Source organism: Arthrobacter sp. AFG20 (genome assembly GCF_002892795.1).
In the GTDB taxonomy this organism is placed as follows: domain Bacteria; phylum Actinomycetota; class Actinomycetes; order Actinomycetales; family Micrococcaceae; genus Arthrobacter.
The window spans coordinates 20485-45261 of the sequence record NZ_PJMC01000015.1 but is presented as its reverse complement, the minus strand read 5'-3'; the positions used below and the strand labels follow the sequence as shown (position 1 = coordinate 45261).

The 24777-nt window shown below is 63.9% G+C and carries 27 protein-coding genes; 11 read left to right on the top strand and 16 right to left on the bottom strand.

Features of this window, described 5'->3' with window-relative positions:
• Nucleotides 1–12: 12 nt before the first annotated feature.
• From CXZ05_RS16780 to CXZ05_RS16735, 10 genes are all read left to right on the top strand, one after another.
• Nucleotides 13–972: a P1 family peptidase gene (locus CXZ05_RS16780; RefSeq protein WP_102973679.1), complete on the top strand. Its 960-nt coding sequence runs from the start codon at nucleotides 13–15 to the stop codon at nucleotides 970–972.
• Between the two features lie 169 nt (nucleotides 973–1141).
• Nucleotides 1142–1363 carry a translation initiation factor IF-1 gene (infA, locus tag CXZ05_RS16775; protein WP_011775571.1) on the top strand — a complete coding sequence of 74 codons (222 nt, stop codon included), beginning with the start codon at nucleotides 1142–1144 and terminating at the stop codon, nucleotides 1361–1363.
• 70 nt (nucleotides 1364–1433) lie between these two features.
• Nucleotides 1434–1547, top strand: a complete 114-nt coding sequence (gene rpmJ, locus CXZ05_RS16770) for a 50S ribosomal protein L36 (RefSeq protein ID WP_009358722.1) — start codon at nucleotides 1434–1436, stop codon at nucleotides 1545–1547.
• Between the two features lie 172 nt (nucleotides 1548–1719).
• A complete protein-coding gene (gene rpsM, locus CXZ05_RS16765) occupies nucleotides 1720–2094 on the top strand; it encodes a 30S ribosomal protein S13 (RefSeq protein WP_018760436.1) in 375 nt (124 codons plus the stop codon).
• Nucleotides 2095–2165: 71 nt separating this feature from the next.
• Nucleotides 2166–2567, top strand: a complete 402-nt coding sequence (gene rpsK, locus CXZ05_RS16760) for a 30S ribosomal protein S11 (protein ID WP_102973678.1) — start codon at nucleotides 2166–2168, stop codon at nucleotides 2565–2567.
• A 131-nt stretch (nucleotides 2568–2698) separates the two neighbouring features.
• Nucleotides 2699–3709, top strand: coding sequence for a DNA-directed RNA polymerase subunit alpha (locus CXZ05_RS16755; protein WP_003803733.1), 1011 nt, complete (start codon nucleotides 2699–2701; stop codon nucleotides 3707–3709).
• Between the two features lie 78 nt (nucleotides 3710–3787).
• Complete coding sequence (rplQ, locus tag CXZ05_RS16750) at nucleotides 3788–4372, top strand: 50S ribosomal protein L17 (RefSeq protein WP_102973677.1); 585 nt, start codon at nucleotides 3788–3790, stop codon at nucleotides 4370–4372.
• A 31-nt stretch (nucleotides 4373–4403) separates the two neighbouring features.
• Nucleotides 4404–5294, top strand: a complete 891-nt coding sequence (truA, locus tag CXZ05_RS16745; RefSeq protein ID WP_180987433.1) for a tRNA pseudouridine(38-40) synthase TruA — start codon at nucleotides 4404–4406, stop codon at nucleotides 5292–5294.
• 80 nt (nucleotides 5295–5374) lie between these two features.
• A complete protein-coding gene (locus CXZ05_RS16740; RefSeq protein ID WP_102973675.1) occupies nucleotides 5375–6271 on the top strand; it encodes a response regulator transcription factor in 897 nt (298 codons plus the stop codon).
• Nucleotides 6272–6412: 141 nt separating this feature from the next.
• Entirely contained in the window at nucleotides 6413–6898 is a 486-nt protein-coding gene (locus CXZ05_RS16735) for a sensor histidine kinase (protein WP_102973674.1), read from the top strand.
• A 27-nt stretch (nucleotides 6899–6925) separates the two neighbouring features.
• Here the strand turns inward: CXZ05_RS16735 and CXZ05_RS16730 are convergent, their stop codons facing one another.
• Entirely contained in the window at nucleotides 6926–8590 is a 1665-nt protein-coding gene (locus CXZ05_RS16730; RefSeq protein ID WP_102973673.1) for an HNH endonuclease signature motif containing protein, read from the bottom strand.
• Between the two features lie 82 nt (nucleotides 8591–8672).
• Entirely contained in the window at nucleotides 8673–10340 is a 1668-nt protein-coding gene (locus tag CXZ05_RS16725) for a cell wall metabolism sensor histidine kinase WalK (protein ID WP_102973672.1), read from the bottom strand.
• A 252-nt stretch (nucleotides 10341–10592) separates the two neighbouring features.
• On the opposite strand from CXZ05_RS16725, the gene CXZ05_RS16720 reads away from it, so the two are divergent.
• Nucleotides 10593–11375, top strand: coding sequence for a response regulator transcription factor (locus CXZ05_RS16720; protein WP_180987437.1), 783 nt, complete (start codon nucleotides 10593–10595; stop codon nucleotides 11373–11375).
• Between the two features lie 27 nt (nucleotides 11376–11402).
• Here the strand turns inward: CXZ05_RS16720 and CXZ05_RS16715 are convergent, their stop codons facing one another.
• The 14 genes from CXZ05_RS16715 to CXZ05_RS16650 all read right to left on the bottom strand — a co-directional run bounded on the left by CXZ05_RS16715 (nucleotide 11403) and on the right by CXZ05_RS16650 (nucleotide 24758).
• Entirely contained in the window at nucleotides 11403–11861 is a 459-nt protein-coding gene (locus tag CXZ05_RS16715) for an Hpt domain-containing protein (protein WP_102973670.1), read from the bottom strand.
• A gap of 342 nt (nucleotides 11862–12203) precedes the next feature.
• Nucleotides 12204–13088, bottom strand: coding sequence for a type II secretion system F family protein (locus CXZ05_RS16710; protein WP_102973669.1), 885 nt, complete (start codon nucleotides 13086–13088; stop codon nucleotides 12204–12206).
• A gap of 25 nt (nucleotides 13089–13113) precedes the next feature.
• Entirely contained in the window at nucleotides 13114–14070 is a 957-nt protein-coding gene (locus CXZ05_RS16705; RefSeq protein ID WP_102973668.1) for a type II secretion system F family protein, read from the bottom strand.
• Nucleotides 14067–15566, bottom strand: a complete 1500-nt coding sequence (locus tag CXZ05_RS16700) for a CpaF family protein (RefSeq protein WP_180987432.1) — start codon at nucleotides 15564–15566, stop codon at nucleotides 14067–14069. Before CXZ05_RS16700 ends, CXZ05_RS16705 begins: the two co-directional genes overlap by 4 nt.
• A complete protein-coding gene (locus CXZ05_RS16695; RefSeq protein WP_102973667.1) occupies nucleotides 15566–16771 on the bottom strand; it encodes an AAA family ATPase in 1206 nt (401 codons plus the stop codon). Before CXZ05_RS16695 ends, CXZ05_RS16700 begins: the two co-directional genes overlap by 1 nt.
• Complete coding sequence (gene cpaB / locus CXZ05_RS16690; RefSeq protein WP_102973666.1) at nucleotides 16768–17496, bottom strand: Flp pilus assembly protein CpaB; 729 nt, start codon at nucleotides 17494–17496, stop codon at nucleotides 16768–16770. The genes CXZ05_RS16695 and cpaB overlap by 4 nt, the downstream gene beginning before the upstream one ends.
• Before the next feature lie 13 nt (nucleotides 17497–17509).
• Nucleotides 17510–18421, bottom strand: coding sequence for a pilus assembly protein TadG-related protein (locus CXZ05_RS16685; RefSeq protein WP_102973665.1), 912 nt, complete (start codon nucleotides 18419–18421; stop codon nucleotides 17510–17512).
• Nucleotides 18409–18789, bottom strand: a complete 381-nt coding sequence (locus CXZ05_RS16680; RefSeq protein WP_102973664.1) for a TadE/TadG family type IV pilus assembly protein — start codon at nucleotides 18787–18789, stop codon at nucleotides 18409–18411. The genes CXZ05_RS16685 and CXZ05_RS16680 overlap by 13 nt, the downstream gene beginning before the upstream one ends.
• Before the next feature lie 117 nt (nucleotides 18790–18906).
• Nucleotides 18907–19110, bottom strand: coding sequence for a Flp family type IVb pilin (locus CXZ05_RS16675; protein WP_102973663.1), 204 nt, complete (start codon nucleotides 19108–19110; stop codon nucleotides 18907–18909).
• 331 nt (nucleotides 19111–19441) lie between these two features.
• Entirely contained in the window at nucleotides 19442–20320 is an 879-nt protein-coding gene (locus CXZ05_RS16670) for a type II secretion system F family protein (RefSeq protein ID WP_102973662.1), read from the bottom strand.
• A 16-nt stretch (nucleotides 20321–20336) separates the two neighbouring features.
• On the bottom strand, nucleotides 20337–21287 hold the full coding sequence (locus tag CXZ05_RS16665) for a type II secretion system F family protein (RefSeq protein WP_102973661.1): 951 nt from the start codon (nucleotides 21285–21287) through the stop codon (nucleotides 20337–20339).
• The gene (locus CXZ05_RS16660; protein ID WP_180987430.1) at nucleotides 21284–22789 is read right to left on the bottom strand and encodes a CpaF family protein; all 1506 of its coding nucleotides are present in this window, start codon (nucleotides 22787–22789) and stop codon (nucleotides 21284–21286) included. Before CXZ05_RS16660 ends, CXZ05_RS16665 begins: the two co-directional genes overlap by 4 nt.
• On the bottom strand, nucleotides 22786–23991 hold the full coding sequence (locus CXZ05_RS16655) for an AAA family ATPase (protein WP_102973660.1): 1206 nt from the start codon (nucleotides 23989–23991) through the stop codon (nucleotides 22786–22788). The genes CXZ05_RS16660 and CXZ05_RS16655 overlap by 4 nt, the downstream gene beginning before the upstream one ends.
• Nucleotides 23988–24758, bottom strand: a complete 771-nt coding sequence (locus CXZ05_RS16650) for a Flp pilus assembly protein CpaB (RefSeq protein ID WP_180987429.1) — start codon at nucleotides 24756–24758, stop codon at nucleotides 23988–23990. The genes CXZ05_RS16655 and CXZ05_RS16650 overlap by 4 nt, the downstream gene beginning before the upstream one ends.
• Between the last annotated feature and the right edge of the window lie 19 nt (nucleotides 24759–24777).

Genomic DNA, 24777 nt, shown 5'->3' with positions numbered 1-24777 from the left:
AGAATGGGAGCCATGGGACCGAGTGACCGAGCCACGGCGCCTGGACAGATCACCGATGTGCCGGGCATCCGTGTGGGGCACCGGCAGAAGTCCGACGGCGGGTGGCTGAGCGGGGTGACCGTGGTGCTGCCACCCGCGGGGACCGTCGGTTCGGTGGACGTCCGCGGGGGAGGACCCGGAACCCATGAGACCGATGCCCTCGACCCCACCACCCTGGTAAGCACCGTCGACGCCGTGGTGCTCACCGGCGGCAGCGCCTACGGGCTGGTCACCGCCCACGGCGTCCAGCGCTGGTGCGAGGAACAGGGCCGTGGCTTCACAGTAGCCGGAGGGGTGGTGCCCATTGTTCCGGCAGCCGCCATCTTCGACCTCGGCCGCGGTGGCGACTTCAGCGCCCGCCCGGATGAAGCCATGGGCTACGCGGCGGCTGTGGCCGCCGGCGCGCAGGCTGAAGGGCACGACGTCGAACGCGGCAACGTGGGTGCCGGCACCGGAGCCGTCATCGGCCGCGGGAAATACAAAGGGGGAGTGGGCACAGCGTCGGCCACCCTGGCGAACGGCGTGGTGGTCGGTGCCTTGGCGGTGGTGAACGCGCTGGGCCTGCCGCCGGGGGTTTCGCCTGCTGGGACGGAACCCGGCGCAGCGCTCAACACCACGCTCGTCGTCGTCGCCACTAACGCGACGCTGGATGTGGCTGAGTGCAAGCGGACCGCCTCGGCTGCCCATGCGGGGCTGGCACGGGCGCTGAATCCGAGCCACACCCTGGCTGACGGGGACACCGTGTTCTGCCTCGCCACCGGGGGCCAGGAGCTGGACAGGAGTACGGAAGCCGCCCGGCAGGTAAGCCTCATTACGCTACAGAGCGCGGCAGCCGACGTCGTACGTTTGGCCATCCTGGACGGGATCAGCAGCGCCCCGGCTGTCACAACTCCGGCGGGTGAATTTGGTGCATACCCGGGCGATGTGCGCTAACATGGCTGGATTTAACTTTCCGGGCCTAATGCCGTAGAGTTGCATGTTGGTTGTCTGCCCTGCCACGCCCATTTGCGGCCGGAGGGCGACGATCAATCAAATCAAAAACGTCCGCAGTCATGCCCGGCGCCAGCCGGAGGTCTGTGGCAAACAACAGTTAGCGGAGGATATGGCCAAGAAGGACGGGGTCATTGAGATCGAGGGCGTAGTGACTGAGGCGCTGCCCAACGCGATGTTTCGTGTTGAGCTCACCAACAAGCACGTCGTCCTGGCACACATCTCTGGAAAGATGCGCCAGCACTACATCAGGATTCTCCCTGAGGACCGGGTAGTGGTGGAGCTGAGCCCTTACGACCTGACACGTGGTCGTATCGTCTACCGCTACAAGTAAACGTTGGGCGGCCAAGGCAATTGCCTAAGGCCGCTCCATCGGCCCAACTGCTATCACGCAAAGGAACGCCATGAAGGTCAAGCCGAGCGTCAAGCAGATCTGCGAAAAGTGCAAAGTGATCCGCCGTAACGGCCGGGTCATGGTGATCTGCGAGAACCCGCGCCACAAGCAGCGCCAGGGCTAATTCCCGTCAGGGAATCCCTGGGTTGCTAACCCACGCAAGTAAATAAAGGCAGCACAAGCTGAACTGGGACGCATGAGCCCGGACAGCTAACCCCCGGTCGGAGGCTGGGGCCGCACTGAAAGTGCGGGTGTACTGCCTACGACCTCCGGTTTATTCAAGGAGTACCGCCACTATGGCTCGTCTCGCTGGCGTAGACATTCCCCGCGAAAAGCGGCTGGAAATTGCGCTTACTTACATCTACGGCGTGGGCAAGACCCGTGCACACGAAACCCTGACTGCCACCGGCATCAGCGCTGACGTTCGGGTCAAGGACCTGACGGATGCGCAGCTGGTAGAGCTGCGTGACTACATTGAAGGCAACTACAAGGTTGAGGGTGACCTTCGCCGCGAAGTAGCAGCAGATATCCGCCGCAAGGTTGAAATCGGCAGCTACGAAGGCCTGCGTCACCGCAAGGGCCTGCCCGTACGCGGTCAGCGTACGAAGACCAACGCTCGTACCCGCAAGGGCCCGAAGCGTACCGTCGCCGGCAAGAAGAAGGCCCGCTAAACCGCATTTGCCTGACGGCAAATGTGGGATCAGCACGGCCTTCCCCCAAATAACTTTCTGTAGGAGAAGAAATGCCCCCGAAGACTCGTGGCGCGGTTCGCAAGCCGCGTAAGAAGGACAAGAAGAATATCGCGCTTGGCCAGGCGCACATCAAGAGCACGTTCAACAACACCATCGTGTCCATCACGGACCCGTCCGGTGCTGTGATTTCCTGGGCTTCCGCCGGTGAGGTTGGATTCAAGGGCTCGCGTAAGTCCACCCCGTTCGCTGCGCAGATGGCTGCCGAAGCCGCCGCCAAGCGTGCACAGGAGCACGGCCTGAAGAAGGTTGACGTGTTCGTCAAGGGACCGGGTTCCGGACGCGAAACCGCCATCCGTTCGCTGCAGGCTGCCGGCCTCGAGGTTGGCTCCATCCAGGACGTCACCCCCGCCGCGCACAACGGCTGCCGTCCGCCGAAGCGCCGCCGCGTCTAAGTATTTTCCGCAGCCGGAGCTTGCCCGGACCCGTTTCGGGTCCGGGCAAGCCCGCCGCGTTAAGTCCTCAGACCGATTTTCCACCACCTGTGTTGCGTCATATAGCGGATGCTCGCCGAAAGGAAACCTAAGTGCTCATTGCACAGCGCCCCACCCTCTCCGAAGAGGTCGTCTCCGAAAACCGCTCCCGGTTCATCATTGAACCGCTGGAGCCGGGCTTCGGTTACACCCTCGGAAACTCCCTCCGCCGTACCCTGCTCTCCTCCATCCCCGGTGCCGCTGTAACCAGCATCCGGATCGATGGCGTGCTGCACGAGTTCACGACGGTTCCGGGTGTCAAGGAAGATGTCACCGAGATCATCCTCAACATCAAGAACCTGTCCGTGTCCTCCGAGCACGACGAGCCGGTTGTTGCTTACCTGCGCAAGCAGGGCCCCGGAGTCGTCACCGCCGCGGACATCGCTCCGCCGGCCGGCGTCGAGTTCCACAACCCGGATCTGCACATTGCCACGCTGAACTCGAAGGGCAAGTTCGAACTCGAACTGACCATCGAGCGCGGCCGCGGCTACGTTTCGGCAGCTCAGAACAAGTCCGGCGACGCAGAGATCGGCCGTATTCCGGTTGACTCCATCTACTCGCCGGTGCTGAAGGTTACTTTCCGCGTGGAAGCCACCCGTGTTGAGCAGCGCACCGACTTTGACAAGCTGATTGTCGACGTCGAGACCAAGCAGGCCATCGCCCCGCGCGATGCCGTTGCTTCCGCTGGCACCACCCTGGTGGAACTGTTCGGTCTGGCCCGCGAGCTGAACACCGCAGCTGAGGGTATCGAGATTGGCCCGTCGCCGACGGATGCTGCCCTGGCAGCAGACATGGCTCTGCCGATCGAGGATCTGGACCTCACCGTCCGTTCCTACAACTGCCTCAAGCGTGAGGGCATCCACACCGTGGGTGAACTCGTTGCCCGCTCCGAGGCTGACCTGATGGACATCCGCAACTTCGGTGCGAAGTCCATCGATGAGGTCAAGGCAAAGCTGGTTGAACTGGGTCTGTCCCTGAAGGACTCCCCTCCCGGTTTCGACCTGGCAGCCCGCGCCGCAGCCATCGAAGAGGACGACGCCGCGTTCAGCGACGACGAGCTCTAACAAGCAGATCTTGGCCGAGGGGCTGGCCCGCACCGCGTAGTGCGCAGCCTCCCGGCTTCCATATGAGGAGAAACAATTATGCCTACCCCCACTAAGGGTCCGCGCCTCGGAGGCGGCCCGGCTCACGAGCGTCTCATGCTCGCGAACCTGGCAGCAGCACTGTTCGAGCACAAGCGGATCACCACCACGGTCACCAAGGCCAAGCGCCTGAAGCCGTACGCAGAGCGCCTGGTCACCTTCGCCAAGCGTGGCGACCTCGCTTCCCGCCGCCGCGTTCTCGGCCTGATCAGCAACAAGGGCGTCGTCCACGAGCTGTTCACCGACATCGCTCAGGCTGTGGAGAACCGCGACGGCGGCTACACCCGCATCACCAAGATCGGCAACCGCAAGGGCGACAACGCTCCCATGGCTGTCATCGAACTGGTCCTCGAGCCGGTTTCCGCCAAGCAGGCTGTTGTAGCCGAGGCCACCCAGGCTGCTGCCGCTGCTGCTCCGGCCGCTGAGGAAGCTCCCGAGGCAGAGGTCGTTGAGACCGAAGCTGCAACCGAAGAGGCTCCTGCCGCTGAGGAAGCTCCGGCTGAAGAAGCTGCTGCTGAAGAGGCTCCGGCCGAGGAAGCTGCCGCTGACGAGGCTGTTGCCGACGAGGCCAAGGACGCGAAGTAATTCGCTAAATCCTTCGCATAGACTTGAGTCTATGACCCACCAGGAACCCGCTGCCCCCGTTTTGGGGGGCGGCGGGTTCCTGCGTATCCGGCTCGATCTGGCGTACGACGGCGGCCCGTTCAGCGGGTGGGCAGTGCAGCCGGGACGGCGTACCGTTCAGGGTGTTCTCGAAGACGCCCTGGAGCTGCTGCTCCGCCGCCCCATACGCGTCACGGTGGCCGGCCGTACCGACGCGGGCGTGCACGCCCGGGGCCAGGTGGTCCACCTGGACCTCACGGAAGCCGAGTGGCTGGGACTGAACCGTGGTGCGGCCGTCGATCCCGCCGTCGCCCTCCTGCGGCGCCTGCGGGGCACGCTCAGCCGCGGGCTGGGGGACCAGACCGGCGCCATCATGGTGCACCACGCCGCCGTCGCCCCGGAAGGGTTCGACGCCCGGTTCTCCGCCCTGTGGCGCCGCTACAGCTACCGGATCGCGGACGGCCCGGAGAAGTGGGATCCGCTCGGCCGGTACAACACTCTCTGGCACAAGACGCCCCTGGACGTGGACCTGCTGAATGAAGGCTCGGCGCAGCTGCTGGGCCTGCACAACTTCCTGTCCTTCTGCAAGCCGCGGGAGGGTTCCACTACCGTCCGCGAGCTGCAGCGCTTCGAGTTTGCCCGCGGGCAGGACGGCGTCATCGTCGTTACCGTCCAGGCCGACGCCTTCTGCCACAACATGGTGCGCGCTTTGGTGGGCTCAGCGCTGTACGTGGGGGAGGGGCAGGAACGTCCGGAGTGGCTGCACGAGCGCCTGCTGGCCAGGAAACGGGACGCCCGGTCCGTCCTGGCCGCGCCGCACCCCCTGGTGTTCGAGGAAGTGGCCTACCCCTCCGACAGCGAACTGCTGGCCCGGGCAGAGCTCACACGGGCGGTGCGCCAGTAATACCCTGCCCCGGTTTTTGCCCCGCGGCTAGTAGGCTGAGACGCAGTCTTTAATCATGCGGTCCTTACAGGGGGTAAGGGATGAATGATCGTCGCGTCGTCGTCGTTATCGACCGGGACGAGGAAGTCCGGTCCCTTTTGCGGACCACGCTCGGGGACGCCGGTTTCGAGGTGCACTGCGCTGCCACCGGCGAAGCGGGGCTTGCGTTGGTGCGTGCCAAGCAGCCGGACACCGTCACGCTGGATCTGGTGCTTCCGGACATCGACGGCTATGAGGTGCTGGGGCGCATCCGCGAATTCAGCCACACCTACATCCTGATCATCACCGCGCGAAGCGGCCTTGGAGCGACCTTGAAGGGCTTCGATGCCGGGGCTGACGACTACATGGTCAAACCCATCCGGCCCCGGGAGCTGCGGGCCCGTGTTGACGGCATGTTGCGCCGGCCGCGGCAACTGACGGTCCCGCCGATCGTGACGCCGCGGGAAGCGCCGCTGATTTCACCGCGGCTGCGGGCCTCGGCCAAGGCGAAGACCATGCCTGCACCCGCTCCGGCCGGCGGCCTTGCAGTAGCGTCCGGCCTTCCAGCAGCGAACGGCCTTCCAGCAGCGCAGGGCCTTGGATTAGCGCAGGGCTTTCCAGCAGCCCAGGCCTTCGAGCACAACGGGCTGGAGATCAACAGCGCAACGCGGGCCGCCACACTCCGCGGCCGTGCCCTGCAGCTGACCCGTACCGAGTTCGACCTCCTGTTCATCCTGCTGCAGCGCGGCAGCGGCGTCGTCACCAAATCGGAACTCGTCGGGCTTTTGGGTCTCGCGAAGCGGGAAGCAGGAGCCATGGCCGGAGGCAAGGCCGGTGCGCGGGACCCTGGCCGGATTATCGAAACCCACGTCGGCAACCTGCGCCGCAAATTGGGGGACGACGCGAGGCAGCCCCGCTGGCTGAAGACTGTCCGCGGGTCCGGCTACACCCTGGCGTAGGGCCGTCGTCCGGACGTAGCCGCAGGTCAGGGCGCAGCTGCGCCATTGCTTTCCAGGACGCTCAGAATGCGCCCCTGCAAACGGGGGACACGCCGCCAAGGTTACAAGAAAATAACAAGGCACGGGGCGCACGGTTAAGGCATGAAATCACTAACAAGCGACGACGTCGTCGCAGTCCGTGGCGTTCTTACCGATACGCATCCGGTCGATTTCTACGTGCTTGGCGTCGCGGGGGCGATTGACCGTTTGGCCCTCCCGCTGCGCGAACGTGGGATCGCCGTGCACCTCGAGGCGCCTCATCATGGAATGGAAGTGGACAGGAAGTCCGGCACGCTGCTCTACCGGGCGGCGCAGGAGCTCCTGAGCAACATCCATAAATATGCCGACGCGTCCTCCGTGACCGTCCGGCTTTGCTGCGTCTGCCGTTCCGGGGACAACCATGCGGTCCAGCTCCGCGTTACCGACGACGGCGGCGGCTTTGACGTTGAGGCTGCCACGCACGGCAGGCACTCGGGCATGGGGCTGAGGCTCATGCGCCTTGCCGTCGGTTCTGCGGGAGGCAAGATGGCGATAGAGTCGGCTCCCGCCGCGGGAACGTCCGTCACGGTGACCCTGCCGTTGGATTAGGGCACGTCTCCATATTGACGTGCGATTCTATGCTGCTGTGGGCGATGCCCAGTCGGGCCACGGATCCAGTGGCAGTTGTGGTTCCGGGCCTTCGAAGGCCTCGTGGCTGTCGAAGCTGCCGGGGTCGATGACGTCCTCGGGAGTGACGCAGCCCTCGAAGCCGACGGTGGCGTCGGAAAAGTCCGGCGGCTCGGGCAAGCCTGGTGGTATGGGCCATTCCGGCGGCTCGGGCCGGTCGGGCGGCAGCGGCCAGTCCTGGCCAGACTGTAGAGCCAGCAGCGGTTCTGGCCACTCGGGTGGTTCCCAGTCCTGGTGTTCGGCCTGGTAGGAGCGTCCCCTGGGTGAGATCCAGCCGGGCGATTCGTTGGCGGTGGCGCCGGCCGGTCTCCACGCTGTGGAGTGTTTCAGTCGGTGGTGCTTGGGGCAGGGCTGGCCAAGATTGGTGACGCCGGTTCCGCCGCCGTCGGCCCAGGCGAGGATGTGGTCGGCGTCGTTGTCCAAGGAGTGGTTGTTGCAGTTCGGGAACGTGCATTTCGCGTCGCGGAGCCGCAGCCATTGGCGCATCGGCTTCGTCAACCGGTAGCTGGTCCGTCCGATCTCCAGCGGCGCACCGTCGCGGGGGTCTGTGAGGACCCGAAGGAATGACGTCCCGCCGTCGGCGACGAGACGGCGGGCCATGGACGGCGGGATGGGACCATAACCGTCCAGGGTGGCCGGTTCCTCCGTCAGTCCGAGCAGTGAGAACACCGGAACGGTCACCAGGACCTGCGCTGCCGGGGACGGCACATCGCCGCTTGGCGTAGAACCTGAGGCCTCGCCGTCCACCCCGCGGCCTGCCGTGAGCATCCAACCCGACGCGACATCTACGCGGAGCTGGGTTAGGGTTCGGGATTCGGTGGGGCCCTGCATTGCACGTGCCGTGGCGGTGGCGCGGTTCCAAATCCCGGCGGCCTGGTCCGCGGGCAGGTACGCCGAGAGCCAGGCCATGCCGTCGCGGTCCGGAACGTATTCCAGCCGCCGGTCCTTCGCGCTCTTGGTGTGCCGGGTTTCGATGCTGACCGGGTGGTGCCGCTCCCGCCAATAGCGGGCCTTGGCCCGGAACCTCGCCGGTGTCAGCTCTCCCGCTGGGCAACCCCGAGCCGCGTTGGGCGCGTCCGGGTCCAGGAAATGCGCCTCAAAAGCAGCGGCCGCGGCCGGATCCAGCCCGTCCGTTTCGTCGCACATCACCCGCGCGTGCTGCCAGGACATGGTTCCGGCCTGTAGGGCGGCTAGCGTCAACGGAAGGTCCCTCGTTAGTGTGGCGGATTCGACGAGCAGTCGATCCGCCGCCCCTTCGCTGACAGTCAGGGCGCCAGCAATCTCAGCTGTCGCGGACATCTGCCGGACGGTGTGGTCTTGCGCAGACGCGTCAGGCGGAGTCATGGCCTCCTCCGCCGCGGAAAAACCGGCGGCGAGATGCACCTTCACGGCCGCCAGCCGGGCCTCCATCCCAGCCACATCGGCCAGCCCGCCCAGGCACGCATCCGCCTGAGCATCCAGCGGATCTGACTCATCTTGCGGCGGTTCCGCCTCACCCGGCAGCGAATCCACGCCCGCCGGACCAGGATCAGCGGCCTTGCGGAGCTTGGCAGCCAGCGCCGCGGCAGAGGCACTAATCGCCTCCAACGCATCCGCAGCCGCACTGTCATCCATACCCAAAGCATGCCATCGGCCTATGACAAAAACGACGCTGCCCGGGGGCTATGTGGAAAACCGGATGGGGCCTGACCCCGCGTCAGGATTCGGGGGCGCCCTCGGCCGGCAGCGTGAGGGTGAAGGTGGTGCCCGCACCGGGTTTGCTCTGGCAGGAGATGTCCCCGCCGTGCCGCTCCACAATGGTTTTGGTAATGGACAGGCCCAGCCCTACCCCGGGAATAGCGGCCTGGCGCGCGGCCTGGGTGCGGAAGAATCGCGTGAAGATGCGCGATGTTTCTTCTTCGCTGATGCCCATGCCCGTGTCCTGGACCTTCAGCTGCACCCACGATTCGCTCCGCCGGGCACTGACGGTGACTTTGCCGCCGTCGGGCGAGTATTTGATGGCATTGGACACCAAATTGTCCAGCGCCTGGCCGATGCGGAGCGGGTCAGCATGCGCCCAGAGGGGCGCCGGAACGTCGGTGGTGAGGGAAACGTTGCTGGCGTCTGCCTGGGCCTGGACCGAGCCGATGCTGTTCTCGATGAGGCCTGCCAGATCGGTCCGACGGGGATGCACGGCCAGAACGGCCGACGCCGACACCAGAAGCTCGGAGACGAGGGAGAGCAGCCGTTCGGCGTTGCGCTGCACCACTTCCAGCCGGTGCACAGCGTCAGGGGACAGGGCGTCCGCTTCATCGAGCACCAGGTCCACGTTCCCGAGTACTGACATCAGGGGACTGCGGAACTCGTGGGAAACGTTGGAGATCAGTTCTTCCTTGGCGGAGAGGGCTTCCACCAGGCCCGTGACGTCACTGTAGACGACGACCGCACCACTGAACCCGCCGTCGTCGTTCTTGATAATCCGGGCAGCAGTGGCGACCGCCCTCTGCGAAGGTCCCTCGCCCAGCCACACCAGGTAATCGGCGAAGGTCTCCCCGGCAACGGCACGGCGGATCGGGCGCTTGTCCAAAGGAAGCGGGGTTACCCGGTCCTGCCCGAACATGAGCTGCTGGGCTTCCAGCGGCTGCTCCGTGCCGGCGGGAGCCGCCGCCTGACGGAAGCTTTGCTGCTGGTCGTTGACCAGAACCTTCTGGCCATCTGCATCCACGGCCACAATGCCCACGTCCGTGGTGTCCAGGATGGTCTTGAGCAGCCGTTCGCGGTTCCTGCTTTCCACGAGCAGTTCGCGGAGTTCGGCGTCCTTCTTTTCCAGCCGCTGGCGCTGCAGGCGGACGTTGGCGCTGGCAAACCTGATCGCCAGCGATACGGCCAGCATCATTAGCGGCAGCAGAATTGCAGTGGCAATGTCCGAAGGTGAAATCTTGGGAAACTTTTGCACCAGCGTGGGAATGCCGATGAGGAGTGTGCCGAAAAAGCTCAGGAATATGGTGGTGCGCGGGAAGTTGTCGGAACTGGAAAGCCAGATCACCGGGAATATCGCCAAAACTCCAAGTCCCGCAACGGCGGGAACCGCGCCGTTGCGGGCGAGCCCGATGACCACCATGTCGAGTATCGGAATAACCAAGTAGGCGTTGGGCGGTAGCCGTTCCCAGGGAACCAGAAAGCAGGCGAGAAACGTCGACACCATCATGACGATGGCGGCAATGAATACTGGGCTCTCGATCAGTGTGGGCCACACTGCGGGCGCGGCAATTGCCAGCGCGGCGAGGATGACCGTTACCGGGAGCTGGCAGAGCGCCACCTGGATGCGGGGCTGCAGGCGGCGGAAGAATCGGTCCGTGTCGCGGACCAGCACGTGCTCACCCAACGCGGCTGCGCCCGGTATTGGCCTGCTCTTCCGAATTCAAGGACCGCTCGTGGTTATACGAAGACATGATGCCCATTATGCACACCTATTCTTCGCTATTTGGAGGGGACGGCACCAGTGTCCGGTGTGCGGCTAAAAGATATCCGCAATTTTCGGACTTTCGGCCTCTCTACGTTGTAGCGTAGGTAATCTGGTAACGGTTACCGCGTTGCGCTGGGCTGTGCGGTGGTTTTTACCTGGATAGAGGTAGTGGTGGGCGAACTTGGTGTTGCCGTGGTTATCGAGGACGACGATGACGTCAGGAATCTCCTCGACGCGGTTTTGCAGCAGGCTGGTTTTGAGGTGCATTCGGCAGGGACCGGCCGTGACGGGGTTGATGTGGCCAGGCAGCGCCAGGCAAACGTCATAACCCTCGACGTCGGCCTTCCGGACATTGACGGCTTTGAAGTCCTTCGGCGCATCCGGCAGTTCAGTGACGCCTACGTTGTGATGCTTACCGGCCGGGATGAGGAGCTTGACACCATCACGGCACTCCAGGGCGGTGCCGACGACTACATCGTCAAGCCCTTCCGGCCGCGGGAGCTGCGGGCCCGGATAACGGCGATGCTGCGCAGGCCCCGGGTTTCTTCTGGTGATGATGCGCCGTCCTCCTCCGCTGTTGCGGAGTCCGGATCGCTTGGCTCCTCCAGTTCACGCCGTGGCAGCGTACTGCTTCACAACGGGCTAGCTCTCGATACCGAAACCCGGACCGTGGCCCTGCGCGGCACGCCCCTAGGGCTGACCCGGAGCGAATTCGACCTGCTGCACGAGCTGCTGAAGGGAACGGGCGCGGTGCGCTCTCGGGCCGACCTGGTGAGGGTAGTGCGGGGCGAGTACTACGGCGAGGACACTTACATCAGCGAAGCGGACGAGCGGGCCGTTGAGGTTCACATCGGCAACCTTCGCCGCAAGCTCCGGGAGGATCCGCAGGATCCCCGGTGGCTGGTCACAGTGCGCGGCGTCGGGTACCGGCTGGCGCCGAAGCGGGCTGAGTAAGGGCGCCTTCCGTAGGCTCCTGGGCTCTCAAGCTTCCGGCGGGAGGTAACCGTGCTGGAGGCCGCAGACGGTTTGTTCGCCGGTAAGCGCCACGAATGGCAGCAGCCTGCGGACACCGGGCAGGTCTCCGCCCTTTACAAGGCGTTCCAGGTTTACCGCCAGCTGGGCCAGCCGTGAGGCGCCCACCATCATGGCCGAGTTCTTCAGGCTGAGGACGGCGTCCATGGCTGCGTCAGCGTCGTCGTGTTCGACCGAGGCTTCGAGGTAGGTTCGGCGCTTGTCCCAGATCCTGATGTAGTCCCTTGCAAAGTTGTGCGCCACACCGGTGCTGCCCATGTCCTCTTCGAGGTCGTGGAGGACATCCAGGTCTAATACGGGCAAGGCGGCACTCTCCGATTCGTTGTGAGCCATACCACTGGAGCCGGACGCCGGGACGCAGACGCCGCTGGCGCTGCTGTCGGCTGCTCCGGAACCTGAAATGGACATGACTTAAGGCTACTTTCTGAGGTTGGGAAAACCCTGATTGAGCTTGGATCCTGTGGAAACCCTGCGGGTACCTTGTGGTGGGGGGTAGGCTTGGGGATTCCACAAGCCAGTGCTGTCTCAGCCCGCCGGGCGCACCGCGTCGCCCGGAGAGAGACCCAGTCCCGTTCAAAAATCTTGGAGGTTGGCCCATCTAGTTGGCGTTGCCAAGCGGGCAAGATTTGACTGATCGAGGATCGGCGATGTTGAGGCTACCACGGGAGCAGGCAGCTGTGGTGTACTTTCATCCGCTGGCGAAGGTGCCCTTTGATAGAGGCTGGCGGACGGGCCGGGAATGAAGAGTCATCACATGCCGCTCAAGGTGTTGATTACGCTGATAGCTGCAGGTCCGAGCATGGCAATGAAGAGAACGGGCAGGATACAGACCATGAGCGGGAAGAGAACTTTGACAGGTATCTTCATGGCCTTCTCTTCGGCCCTTTGCCGGCGCTTGCTGCGCATCTCGTTGGCCTGCGTCCGCAGAACGGCGGAGATGGAAATACCGTATTTATCGGCCTGCAGGATGGCGTTTACGAACCGGCGAAGATCCGGGGCTCCTGTACGGTCAACGAGGGCCATGTAGGCCTCGCGGCGTGACATGCCGATTTGCATGTCCTGAAGGGTCCGGACGAGCTCGGCTGCCAAGGGTCCTTTGCCATTGTGTCCCGTGCGTGCCATGGCGGCGTCAAAGCCCAGTCCGGCTTCCACCGCGATGGTCATCTGGTCCAGCGTATCGGGCAATTCCAGCGCGATGGCCGCCTGACGCTCCTGGCCACGGCTGTAAATGAGTAAATCGGGGACGAAGTAGGCCACGACTGTGACGGCGCCCGCGATCCACATGTTCTTAGCGCTGGGATCGCCTTGCAGCAGTAACAGCCCAAAGACTATGGCGAGTCCGGCGGCCACAAATTTGCCAGCCATTAGTCGCTTCAGCGGCCATGCCGGAGGCCGGCCTGCGAGGGCAAGCTGGCGGTCCAGGTTGGCCACCAAGCGTTTGGGCGTGAAACGTCCGGCGAATGATTCGAGCAGATTGCCCCGTGCGTTGGCTGGCTGCTTGGTTACGGTCAGACCGCGTGAGAGGTTTTCCTGGATCGATTCCTTGCCTGGAACGGTCGACGCGATAAAGGTCCACGCCATGAGGGCGAAGGCACCAATAATCGACCCGATACCCATGATCGCGATGGCTGACATCTCTGCTTCTTTCTCCGGCTGTTCTTTAGAATTTGAAGCTGACGACTTTACGCAGCCAGAGCCCGCCGATAACGAGGAGCACTAAGGACACGCCGATCATCACCAGCCCGATGGGGGACTCCACCATGGGATCCATGTAGCCAGGGCTCATCACCATCAGTGCTCCGGTGATGGCCAGCGGCAAAAATCCCAGGACCAGGGCCGATATTCGGCCTTCTGCGCTCAGTGCCTTGACTTGGCCCCGGATCTGGTTGCGTTCGCGGATGGTGTGGCCCACTTGGTCAAGGACGTCCGCCAGGTTGCCTCCGACCTCACGATGAATGGCAATCGCTTGTGCGATCCATTCGAAGTCCTCCGAGCGCATCCGGGTCGCGGCCTCGTCCAGGGCTTCACCCAAATCGCGCCCCAGCCTGGTTTGGTTGATGACGCGGGAAAATTCCTCGGATGTCGGAGCCTCTGCTTCGCCGGCGGCTGCGTCGATCGCACGCAGGAGGCTATGCCCGGCACGAAGACCACCGGCCAACAGCTGTACGGTCTCATCGAGTTGCGCTGCGAATTTTCCGCGCCGGCGGGAGGCCAGGAACCGCAACGCGAATCGGACACCAAACGGGCCGATAACCAGCGCAGCGAGAGCAGGCAGCGGACCAGCCAGGATGAGAGCGCTCCCGGCAAACACCGCCGTTCCGGCAAGGGCAAGGACCACGAACTCAGCAGCTTTGACACTTAGGCCTGCCTGCTCGAGGGCACCAGCCATGGACGCCGTGTAGTTCCGGCGTTTTAGCAGGGCCTCAACCGCGACTGTGCTGCGCTTCGCCAGACCAGCGGTAAAGGTTCTGTGACCGGTACTCGCGGTCGTCCTGCGGTTCAGGACGTTGACCGGCGGGCGGGGCGCCGCGACGAACAGGACTGCTACTGTCAGGGCCGCGTAGCACGACAACAGTCCCGCGATAAGAGCTGTGACTTCTCCATCGGCTGCGTTCATCGTGCGCTGCCCATCGTCGCGGCCTGCTGGAAGACAGCGGGGGAGAGCTCGATGCCCAATTCTTTGAACCGGTCGGTGAAGCGCGGGCGCACGCCGGTGGGGACAGGCTTACCCAGGAAGCGGCCGTTGACATCCACCCCTGCGCTGTAGTCGAAGACGAACGCATCCTGGAGCGTGACGATCTCTCCCTCCATGCCCTGCACTTCGGTGACGTGGGTGACCCGGCGTGTTCCATCCCGCAGGCGCGTGAGCTGCACGATAACATCCACAGCCGAGGCGATCTGCTCACGCACCGCGCGCAGGGGCAAGTCCATGCCGGCCATCAGGACGAGGGTCTCCAGCCGGGAAACGGCGTCCCGGGGTGCATTTGAGTGGACGGTGGACAGGGACCCGTCATGGCCGGTGTTCATGGCCTGCAACATGTCCAGCGTTTCGCCGCCGCGGACCTCACCCACGACGATCCTGTCCGGGCGCATCCGGAGCGAGTTGCGGACCAGGTCGCGGATGGTGATTTCGCCCTTGCCCTCGATGTTGCTTGGCCGGCTCTCCAGCCTTACGACGTGGTCCTGCTGTAGCTGGAGTTCAACTGCATCCTCGATGGTGACGATCCGTTCACCTGCCGGAATGAAGGAGGACAACACGTTGAGCAGCGTGGTCTTACCGGTGCCGGTGCCTCCCGAGACGATGATGTTCAGGCGGGCCTTGACACAGGCGTTGAGCAGTTCCGCCATTTCCGGGGAGAGGGTTCCGAAGCCAATGAGGTCCTGAACCTGAAAGGGGTCTGCGGCGAATTTACGGATTGTGAGGGAAGACCCGTTCACCGCCAGAGGCGGTACGACGGCGTTAACGCGGGACCCGTCGGCCAGGCGGGCATCGACCAAGGGTGAGGACTCGTCGATGCGCCGGCCTACCCGGGCGACGATACGTTCGATCACCTTGCGCAGGTGCGCCTCGGAGGCGAACCTCTCCCGGCTGCGGGTGAGCTTGCCGTTTTGCTCGACGTAGATCATGTCGGGCCCGTTGACCATGATTTCGCTGACGGTCTCATCATCCAGGAGGCGCTGCAGCGGGCCGTATCCGAGCACGTCGTCGTTGACGCCTTTAATGAGGCGTTGCCTTTCATCCCGGGTCAGTGGAACTTCCTCGGCTTCAACAACCTCAGTGAGTTCCTGCTGCACGAGCACATGAAGCTGCTCTTCGGTCAAGGACGTGTCAATCAGGCGGGTACCGAGCCGTTCGAAAAGGATCGCACCTGCCCGGTCCTTCAATTTGGCCAACGCGTCGCGAACGGGCGGCTCCACCACATTTTTTCCGGATCGAGGGATCGGGGCGAGAACCGGGGAAGAGACGGCAGCCCGCGTTCCCTGCTCCGCGAATGCTTCGGCTGGCCCGCTGTCAGGTCTGCTGGCAGGCCCGCCGGCAGATGCGTCAGGCGCTTGGGGAGCCGGTGGTGCGACGTGGCCACGGGCAGCTTCAAGTCGTCGGGCGAGGTTCATCAGGATCCAATCCGGTGTCGGGGTCCGTGCTTGCGGGGCGGAGCGGTGGGTGCGACGAAACGTGCGAGCAGTTGCTGCAGTGCCTTGGGGACAGGCCCCCGGGACGTGCCCTGGAGCAGCGGAATTCCCTGGTTGGTGGAGATCCTGACAGCCCGGGCGTGTGGGATCACCACGTCCACGCTCGTCCCCAAGGCGGTCTCTGCGTCCTGCCGCGAGACACCGGCCTTGAAGTCTGCGCCGTTCAGGACCATGTGCCGCTTCAGCGGGGTCATTCCCAACTCAGCCAGCACGTCCAGTTCTTTGCGCATCCCGCGCACCCCTGGAACGTCCATGCTGCTGACGAAGACGAAGTCAGTGGCTTTGTCCAGGGCGGCCAGGGTATGGTCGGAGAGGCCCGCACCGGTATCGACGACAACGTACCGGTATTGGCTGGCCAACTGCACGAGCAGGTGTGCGATGTCTTCACCGGTCAGGTGGTCCGCAGCGTCCGGTGACTCCGGCGCGCACAGGGCATAGAGGCCACTGGGGTGGGCGGTGAGGAAGGTTTTTAGCACCATGGTGTCCCGGCGGGCCGGTCCGTGAACAGCGTCCGTGACGGAGTGCTCCGGTGAAATCGCCAAGGCGTTGCTGACGTCGCCGAACTGCAGGTCGAGGTCAACCAGGACCGTTCCGTGTGGTGCCGACTTGGCCAGACCGACCGCAATGTTGCTCGCTATTGTCGTTTTGCCCACGCCGCCCTTTGGTGAGACGACGGTGATCACACGCCCCGCAGCCCCTTGTGTTGAGTGCCTGTCTTGAGGGTTCGCGGCGCTTCGGCGGATTGCTGTGCTTCTCACGGCCCGACGGAGCAGGTCCGTGACCATTGCAACGTCAGCTTCTGGTTCCATGACGTCCCGGATCCCGGCGCGCATGGCGGCGAGGACGACGTCCGGGCTCGGCCGTGCTGCCAGAAGTACCGTCACGTCGGGGACCTGGGTCTCAAATTCTCCTGCCAGCCTGAACGCCGCTTCCATTGGCATGCCGGGCCCGAGGATAAGGACGTCGAGGGTGGAAGGGGCCGCAAGCCGGACGAGCACGTCATTGGGGCTTGCCGGAAACCCCCCGCCTTCCCACACCTGGACCTCACCGGCGAGATCACCGGTAGCCGCGGCTCGGAGACTGCGCAGGAAATCGGGATCGTTGCTGACCACCGCGTAGCGGCTCACTTGTAGATTCCCTCCTGGGTCAGCTCGCGCGTCCCCTGTTCGATTGCGGCAGATGATTCCTTCGAGAGCCAAATGGTCCCGAATTCCTGGGCGTGCACGATTTTCTCGGCATCTGCCGCGGTGCGGGCTAGCGTGACCAGCACTTTCTCGGACGAGCTGCTCGAGGACGATTTTTTCTCCTCGTTCGCCTGCGGCCCGCCCTGCACAGCCGTAACAAGGACTTTATGCAGGGCAAGGTGCGTGACGTTTTGGGCCGGCTTCGTGATCCCGGCCCCTATCGATATGAACACCCCGACCGTATCTCCTGGTTGCAGCTGCCCGCCCACGGATCGCTGCGGCTCCAGGAGGATCGAAACCTCCTGCATCCCTTTCGGAACGGTGACTTTCCCCGAGGTCTCCGCCTTGCTCGGATCAGCGAACCGGGCCTTCAGAAGCTGTTCTCCGGGGACCAGGTCCACGGTTGTTACCAGACCACGAAGGGCGGTTTCGTCGGTGACAGCGTCGGCGGGTACCGTTTTCGCTGCCACGGTTTCCCGTTTGATGCTGTCCAGGACAACGTCAGCGGCCGTCCCCGCGGGGACGGCCTTGCCGACCAGCAGCACTTCGGATGTCTGCGTTCCGGCGAAAGCCCGCTGGTCCGCACCCTTGACGTAGGCCACGAGTAAGACGGTTCCGAGGGCCGCGAGCAGGACCGCTGCTACCGATGCTATGACTCGGCTTTTCACTGGGGTGCTCCTATTACAGGCTGAGGGTGACAAAGAAGGCGTTGAAGGAATCTCCGCCGAGTTCTTCGACGCCGTAGGTCTGCAGATCCGCCAGCGAGACCAGGGTGATGAATGTTCCTCTAATGCCGGTGCACTTGTTACAATCGGACACCGAGAGTTGCTGGTTCGGCCAGCTATGGGCCGTCACCTTGAAGGCGGCGAACCCGGCGATCGAATAATAGACGTTGTTACCCTGTCCCGATTTGCTGTCATAAACCGGCAAAAGAATGGTGCTGCCGTCAACGTTGCAGTTGGTAGGGCCGCTTTTGCCCGGTTCTCCGGTCATGATCTGGTCCACGTCCACCGAGGCACGGCAGCTCTTCTTATCGGTTTCATCAAGCCAGCCGAACGCCCCCGGCAGGGATTTTCCCCCAGTGCCCGTGCAGGTGGAGGTGCTGGTGATCCACAGTTCCGTGTCTTTCGGCGCAGTGTCGAACATGCACCGGGGCGCGGTGAACGGGAAGACTGTCGCTTTGGACGGGCTGCCCCAGGATGCCTTTGCAACGGCCTGCACCTGGGTGGAATCTATCCCCAGGATGGGGGCCAACCAATGCTTCACTGCAGTGCCCCCATCCGGGGTGGCCGTTTTTGTCCGGACCGTTACGGTGTTGTTGTCCGAAATGACGGCGGTGGCGCCGGAAACACCGTCATTTGCGTTCTTGCCGGCAAGTTCAGTCGCCGTCGCAGCGGTCTGGGAGCAGTTTCCGACTGCGCAGTCCTGGGCGATCGCGAGGGCCGCCGCGTCGGCGCCGTTCTGGAGCTGGAACCGCTCGACGTAAATCATGCCCACATCGATCACGATCGCGGCGACACCGAGCAGAAATACGATGAGCAGCGCGGTCATCACAGCCACCGCACCGTCTTCGTTGCCGCTCACCCTCCGCATCGCATGACCGCCTTTCCAGTGAGCTGGACCGCGTCGGCGAACAGGCCTGAGAGCAGGTCCACTGAGTAGGTGATAGTAACTGTCACGTCAGATGCGGCCGCGCAGGAGGTGGGAGAGACTTGCACATTTGCGGCGGTGAGCGCCGGACTGAGATGCGGAGCGGCGGCAACGGCCGCACCGGTCGCAGTGTCGACCTGTTTCTGAATGGCCATGACCCGGACCGATTCGCGGGCTGCGGCCGTCAGCTGGAGTTGCGCGTTGTAGATCCGGCCAAACTCGACCATGCCGATCAGGAGGAGCAGGAGAACCGGGGCGATGAGGGCGAACTCGACAGCTACCGCGCCGCGTTCATTCCGTGTTCGTCCCACTTGTTACTTCCTTCAAAAACTGCGGTGGTTCAAACCCATGTGCGGTGACTGCGGGATGCAGCCACCGCACATTCGGACGACTTTTCGTTTGGCTTTTGCCAGTCTGATTCAGTCCTCTTAGAGGCCCAGATCGGCGAAAAGGGTGTTGAAGAAGCCGTTGAGCGAACCGCCGAAGGCGCCTACGCCGACGACGAGGGCGACGGCGATGAGCGCGACCATCAGGCCGTATTCAACAGCGGTGGCGCCCTTCTCGTCCTGGCGGAGGCGGGACGAAACGGTGAGGCCGAGGGTGTGAAGAGTTGCTGCGATGCGAGCGAACATTTGAGACTCCTGTGACGTGTGATGGCTGGCCCAGCGCCAGCTCTGAAATAAAATTAGCAACGGAAATTGCGGCTGGGCACAGATCTTGCAGCATCCTGCGCGAAGCCTTGCCAAGCCGTGCAAATCCCAAGATTCCTGCGCTAATCCTGCGCCTTTGTTGCGGGAATAGGGGCCATATCCTGGAGCCCCGGATACATGGAAAGACCCCTCGGGCAGGGGGAAGCCCGAGGGGTCCGGTCTCAAAAGGCGGCGCCGGCACGTAGCCGGGAGCCGCCGTCGTCCATTCAATAGACGCACTTAAAAAGGCAGGCCGGCACACCCGGCCAGAGAATTACCCCGCAAACATCGAAATAATGCTCATCACCGTCGGCCCCAGAACCACGATGAACAGCGTGGGCAGAATGAAGAAGATTAGCGGGAACAGCATCTTCACGGGCATCTTCATGGCGTGCTCCTCGGCGCGCTGCTTCCGTTTGATCCGCATGTCCTCGGCCTGGGTCTTGAGTACGCCGGCGATGGCAACGCCGTACGCGTCCGCCTGGACCACGGCCCGGATGAAGCTGCGGACGTCCGGCACGTCCACGCGCTCTGCCATTGCGAGATAGGCGTCCTTCCTCGACGGGCCCACCTGGATGTCCTGGAGCGTGCGGATCAGCTCCTCAGCCATGGGGCCGTTTCCGCTGGTGCCGGCGCGTCCCATCGCCGCTTCGAACCCGAGGCCGGCCTGGACCGAAATGAGCATGTGATCCAGAGCGACCGGCAGTTCCAGCCGGATGGCCTCCCGCCGCTTCTGCGCCCGGTTGCGCACCAGAAGGTCCGGGGTGAAGTAGCAGAGGGCCGTGACACCCAGCAGAATCAGGAACCGCTGGGCCGAAGGCCCGCCTCCGAAGTACAGATATCCAAGAGCGGCGCCCGCGAACGCGAGCAGCGGCTTGACCATGATGACCCGGGCCAGCGGCCAGTCCTTGGGCCGACCGGCGCCGGCCAGCTGCTTGTCCAACCAGCCGGCATAGCCCTTCGGCATGATGCGCTGGCTGGCCAGCATCAGTTTCTCGTTGACACTGAGCGCAGGACCCTTGGCCTTGGATACCCGGCCGAGGTTTGCTTGGATGTTGCGGAGCCCCGCCCGGTCGCCGGTGAAGACAAACCACGTCATGACAGTCACGGGTGCGATCACTGCCAGAATCGCCGCATAAGCCGCAGGCTGCATAATGACCACCTTCTTTCTAGAACTTGGGTTTGACGATCCGGCTGAGCCAGAAGCCACCGGTGGTGAGCAGCACGACTGCCGCGGCGATCATGAGGTAGCCGGACAGGGTGCCGGTGAAGGTGCTGGAGTACATCTCGTTGAACAGCGTCAGCCCGATGAACATCACCACCGGCAGGGCCATGAGGACGATCGCCGACATCCGGCCCTCAGCACTTAGCGCCCGGACCTGGCCGCGCACCTGGTTGCGGTCGCGGACCGTATCGCCCAAGTGGTCCAGCACTTCCGCCAGGTCCCCGCCCACCTCCCGGTGGATCTCGATGGCCTGCGAGATGGAGAGGAAATCCTCGCTCCGGGTCCGTTTGGCCACGTCTGCCAGGGATTCGCCGAGGTCCCGGCCGATCCTGGTCTCGTTAACGATCCGCCCTAGCTCTTCCGACATTGGCGGCTGGCTTTCCTGCCCGGCCGCATCCACCGCCCGGAGCAGGCTGTGGCCGGCGCGAAGACCGCCCGAGAACATCTGGAGCGTGTCCGGCACCTGCTGATCAAACTGCGCACGACGGCGGCCGGCCAGCACGTTCAGTAGCAGGTGCAGTCCCAGCGGGGCTAGGAGGGTCAGGAAGACGGCCGCAAACAGCCCGCCAAGGAAGAAGCCGACGACGGCGGCCGTCAGGGTGATCACGCCCGCCATGATCAGGTAATCGCCCGGTTCCTTTTTGAGCCCGCACTCATCCAGCCGGTCCTGGGTAAGGAGGCCAGGCCCCCGCTTCTTGAGGCCCTTGTTCAACGCGCCCACGGCCTGATTGGTGAGCCTGGTCAGGGGCGAAGTCTGGGTTGGGACATCGGGCCGCCGGCGTGACATCGGAAGGCTTGAGCCGGACCGGAGGGCCACGCCGAAGACCAGGAAGATGGCGAGGTAGAGCAGTACCAGCGCCAGCACGAAAACCCCGGAGTCACCTGGCACTGTCACCGCCCCCTTGAAGGGGTCGGGACCGAGGGTGCAAAGCTACTGAGGGCTGCTCCGAACACGGCCGGCGAGATCTCGATGCCGAGTTCGGCGAAGCGCTCGGTAAACCGAGGCCGGACGCCCGTCGGCACCGGCTTCCCGAGGAAGCGGCCGTTGGCGTCCATGCCGGCCGAGTAGTCAAACACGAAGGCATCCTGAAGAGTGACGATGTCGCCTTCCATGCCCTGCACCTCGGTGATGTGGGTGACGCGGCGGGAGCCGTCGCGCATCCGGGTGATGTGCACCACCAGATTGATGGCGGAGGCCAGCTGTTCGCGGACGGCCCGGAGCGGAAGATCCATTCCTGCCATCAGGACCAGCGTCTCCAGGCGGGCGATTGCGTCCCGCGGTGAGTTGGCGTGCACCGTGGAGATGGAGCCATCGTGGCCGGTGTTCATGGCCTGCAGCATGTCGAGGCATTCGCCGCCACGGACCTCGCCGACCACAATCCTGTCCGGCCTCATGCGCAGCGAATTCCGGACCAGGTCCCGGATGGAAACTTCACCTTTGCCCTCGATGTTCCGCGGGCGGCTTTCGAGGCGGATGACGTGGTCCTGCTGGAGTTGAAGTTCGACGGCGTCCTCGATGGTCACGATCCTGTCCTCCGGCGGTATGAATCCGGACAGCACATTCAAAAGGGTGGTCTTGCCCGTGCCGGTGCCGCCGGAAACGATGATGTTTAGCCGAGCCTTGACGCAGGCGTTCAGGAGCTCGGCCATCTCGGGGGAGAGGCTGCCCAGGGAAACGAGGTCGTGGACCGTCAGCGCCTCCCGGCCGAATTTCCGGATGGTTAGGGCAGGACCGTTGACGGCCAGCGGGGGAATGATGGCGTTGACGCGCGATCCGTCCGCAAGCCGGGCGTCCACTAGGGGGGAGGACTCGTCGATGCGCCGGCCCACCTTGGACACGATCCGGTCGATTACCCGCCGTAATGCGTCCTCGGAGCTGAACTTTGTGTCCGTGGGGAGGATGCGGCCCTGGCGTTCCACGTAGACCTGGTCATGGCGGTTCACCATGACCTCCGTAATGGAAGGGTCATCGAGGAAGCGCTGGATGGGGCCGTGGCCCAGGACATCGTCGATGATGTCCCGGATAAGCCGCTGCCGCTCAGGCCCCGACAACGGAACCTGCTCTTCGTCCACAACGGTCTTCAGTTCATCCCGGACGAACTGGTGCAGTTCCTCGTCCTCGAGGGCGGAATCGGTGAGCCGCGAACCCAGCCGCTCAAAAAGTGCCTGGGTAGCCCGTTCCTTCAGGGCGTTCAGGGCTTCGCTGGCTACGGAAGCAACGGCTGGCATCTCCAAGGCTGCGGTGGCGTTCGCTGCCGAGCCTGCAGCCTGCTCCTCATGCTTCCTGCCGAGCGTGGTGGCAGCCGGCTTGGGCTTGAAGACGTCGGCATGCTGTGACTTTTCGGGGCCCGGCTTGGACTCGCCCCGCAGGTTCTGGAACCGGTCTGTGAGGTTCACTGGACTACCGCCCTTCGGTGCAGCTTCTTGTGAGGTCTTTCTTCCCAATTCGGTTTGAAGCGCTCCACCAGCTGGCGGAGGCCTTTGCCGGCCGAGTCCCGGCTTCCGTCCTGCAGGACGGGCACTCCCTTGTTCGTGGAGTAGGGCAGGGTTTTGGAGCGGGGGAGCGCAACGTCAACAGGTGAGCCAATGGTGGCTTCGATGTCCTGCAGCGTGAGGCCCGCCCGGCGGTCCGTCATGTTCAGCACCACGTGCCGTTTCTCCGGGACGAGTCCGAGCTCAGCGAGGATCTGGAACCCCGTCCTGAGGCCCCGAATGCTGGGAATATCCATTCCGCAAATCCAGACAGCATCCGTGGCCTGCTCCAGTGTTGCCAGGACGTGCTCACCTAGTCCCGGTGCCGTGTCCACCACGATGTAGTGGAACTCGTCGCGCAGCTGGTTCAGGAGCCGGCTGACCTGTTCGCCGGAGATCCTGTCCATTTCGATCGGGTTTCTCGGCGCACAGAGGGCGTATATCCCCGCGGGGTGGACGGTGAGGTACGCCTTCAGGACCATGGAGTCCTGGCTTGCGGCGCCCACCACGGCGTCGGTGATGGTGTGTTCCGGGTCCAACATCAGCCCGCTGGCAACATCGCCGAACTGCAGGTCCAGGTCCACGATCACCACGCTCATGGGGGCGGCCTTGCCAAGACCGACGGCGAGGTTGGTTGCCACAGTGGTCTTGCCCACCCCGCCTTTGGGGGACATGACCGCGATGACCCGACCGCCCTCGCCGTGGTCGGCGTGCTCGGAAGCCCCGGGGGCCAAACCCCGACGGCGGCCAGCCGCCGCTAGGCTCGCACGTTCCAGCAGGACGCGGATGGCATCGGGGTCGGCGGCCGGATCGAGCAGGTCACGAACCCCCGAACGCATTGCCTGGAGGACTACTTCCTTGGTTTCAGGTACCACCAGGACAACGCTGATTTCCGGGTACTGCAGATCCATGACCGACGCCAGTTTCAGGGAGCCGTCAACGGGCAGGCCCGGTCCGAGGATCAGTACTTCAGGGGGCTCGCCCACGAGCTGCCGGAGGAAGTCCTGCGGACTCTCGGGGAGGTAGTCCGCTTGGAATACCCGCAGCGAACCGTGCATACCGGACACTGCCAACTGCATGCGGCGTTCGAACTCGGCTTCCGGCGTGATAAGGATGAAGCGGCTCATCGGAACAGTCTTCCGGTGTTCACTACGCCGCCCGACGTGCCCTCCGAAGCGTTCGCCGGCTCCTTGGAGAGGTAAACGCTTCCAAACTCGGTGGCGAAGATGATCCGCTCAGCGTCGGCGGAGTTGCGCGCCAGGGTGATGAGGTAGGTGCCATTCGACGACGTGGACTTCTTGGAGTTGAGGGCACCCTTCGATGAATCGTCCCCGGCCGCGGTCTCGTGGGATGTGGCTGTGCTGCCGTTGCTGAACTGCGCTGCCGTCACCAGGACTTTGTGGAAGGTCAGCTGCGTACCGCCGGACTTTGCCGCGGAATCCTCCACGGAGAGGAAAACGCCTACGGTGTCCCCGGCCGTCAGAGTGCCGCCCACCACGCGCTCTATCGGCAGCTTGAGGGTGATCTCCTGCATTCCCGTCGGAACCTGGACGCGGGCCGGCCCGAGGAGGGAATCGGCGTCCACCATGCGGGTGGTGAGGAGCTGCTCGCCCGGCATCAGGTCTACGGCGGCGACCTTCTGGCCAACCTGGTTCAAATCTGTCACGGCTCCTGCCGCCACAGCCACTCTTGGTACTTCTTTCCGAACGACGGCGCCGGCAGCTTTATCAATTCCACTTCCGGCTGCGATGGTTTTCTCCACCACGTATACGGATTCGGTTTCCGTGTCCGCGAGGGCGCGTTTATCCGCATTTTGCACGTAGTTGACCAAAAGAACCGTTCCAATAATTGCCACCAACAGGGCGGCAATTCCTCCTATGAGGCGAGTTTTCATTTCATCCCCCTAGCTGAGT

Coding starts and splice junctions, on each gene's coding strand:
- CXZ05_RS16700 (WP_180987432.1), bottom strand. CDS start 15,566: ATGAACCTCGCCCGACGACTTGAAGCTGCCCGTGGCCACGTCGCACCA.
- rpmJ (WP_009358722.1), top strand. CDS start 1,434: ATGAAGGTCAAGCCGAGCGTCAAGCAGATCTGCGAAAAGTGCAAAGTG.
- CXZ05_RS16730 (WP_102973673.1), bottom strand. CDS start 8,590: ATGGATGACAGTGCGGCTGCGGATGCGTTGGAGGCGATTAGTGCCTCT.
- CXZ05_RS16740 (WP_102973675.1), top strand. CDS start 5,375: ATGAATGATCGTCGCGTCGTCGTCGTTATCGACCGGGACGAGGAAGTC.
- rpsM (WP_018760436.1), top strand. CDS start 1,720: ATGGCTCGTCTCGCTGGCGTAGACATTCCCCGCGAAAAGCGGCTGGAA.
- CXZ05_RS16655 (WP_102973660.1), bottom strand. CDS start 23,991: ATGAGCCGCTTCATCCTTATCACGCCGGAAGCCGAGTTCGAACGCCGC.
- rplQ (WP_102973677.1), top strand. CDS start 3,788: ATGCCTACCCCCACTAAGGGTCCGCGCCTCGGAGGCGGCCCGGCTCAC.
- CXZ05_RS16735 (WP_102973674.1), top strand. CDS start 6,413: ATGAAATCACTAACAAGCGACGACGTCGTCGCAGTCCGTGGCGTTCTT.
- CXZ05_RS16780 (WP_102973679.1), top strand. CDS start 13: ATGGGACCGAGTGACCGAGCCACGGCGCCTGGACAGATCACCGATGTG.
- infA (WP_011775571.1), top strand. CDS start 1,142: ATGGCCAAGAAGGACGGGGTCATTGAGATCGAGGGCGTAGTGACTGAG.
- CXZ05_RS16650 (WP_180987429.1), bottom strand. CDS start 24,758: ATGAAAACTCGCCTCATAGGAGGAATTGCCGCCCTGTTGGTGGCAATT.
- CXZ05_RS16705 (WP_102973668.1), bottom strand. CDS start 14,070: ATGAACGCAGCCGATGGAGAAGTCACAGCTCTTATCGCGGGACTGTTG.
- CXZ05_RS16685 (WP_102973665.1), bottom strand. CDS start 18,421: ATGCGGAGGGTGAGCGGCAACGAAGACGGTGCGGTGGCTGTGATGACC.
- CXZ05_RS16670 (WP_102973662.1), bottom strand. CDS start 20,320: ATGCAGCCTGCGGCTTATGCGGCGATTCTGGCAGTGATCGCACCCGTG.
- CXZ05_RS16675 (WP_102973663.1), bottom strand. CDS start 19,110: ATGTTCGCTCGCATCGCAGCAACTCTTCACACCCTCGGCCTCACCGTT.
- CXZ05_RS16710 (WP_102973669.1), bottom strand. CDS start 13,088: ATGTCAGCCATCGCGATCATGGGTATCGGGTCGATTATTGGTGCCTTC.
- CXZ05_RS16715 (WP_102973670.1), bottom strand. CDS start 11,861: ATGTCCATTTCAGGTTCCGGAGCAGCCGACAGCAGCGCCAGCGGCGTC.
- truA (WP_180987433.1), top strand. CDS start 4,404: ATGACCCACCAGGAACCCGCTGCCCCCGTTTTGGGGGGCGGCGGGTTC.
- rpsK (WP_102973678.1), top strand. CDS start 2,166: ATGCCCCCGAAGACTCGTGGCGCGGTTCGCAAGCCGCGTAAGAAGGAC.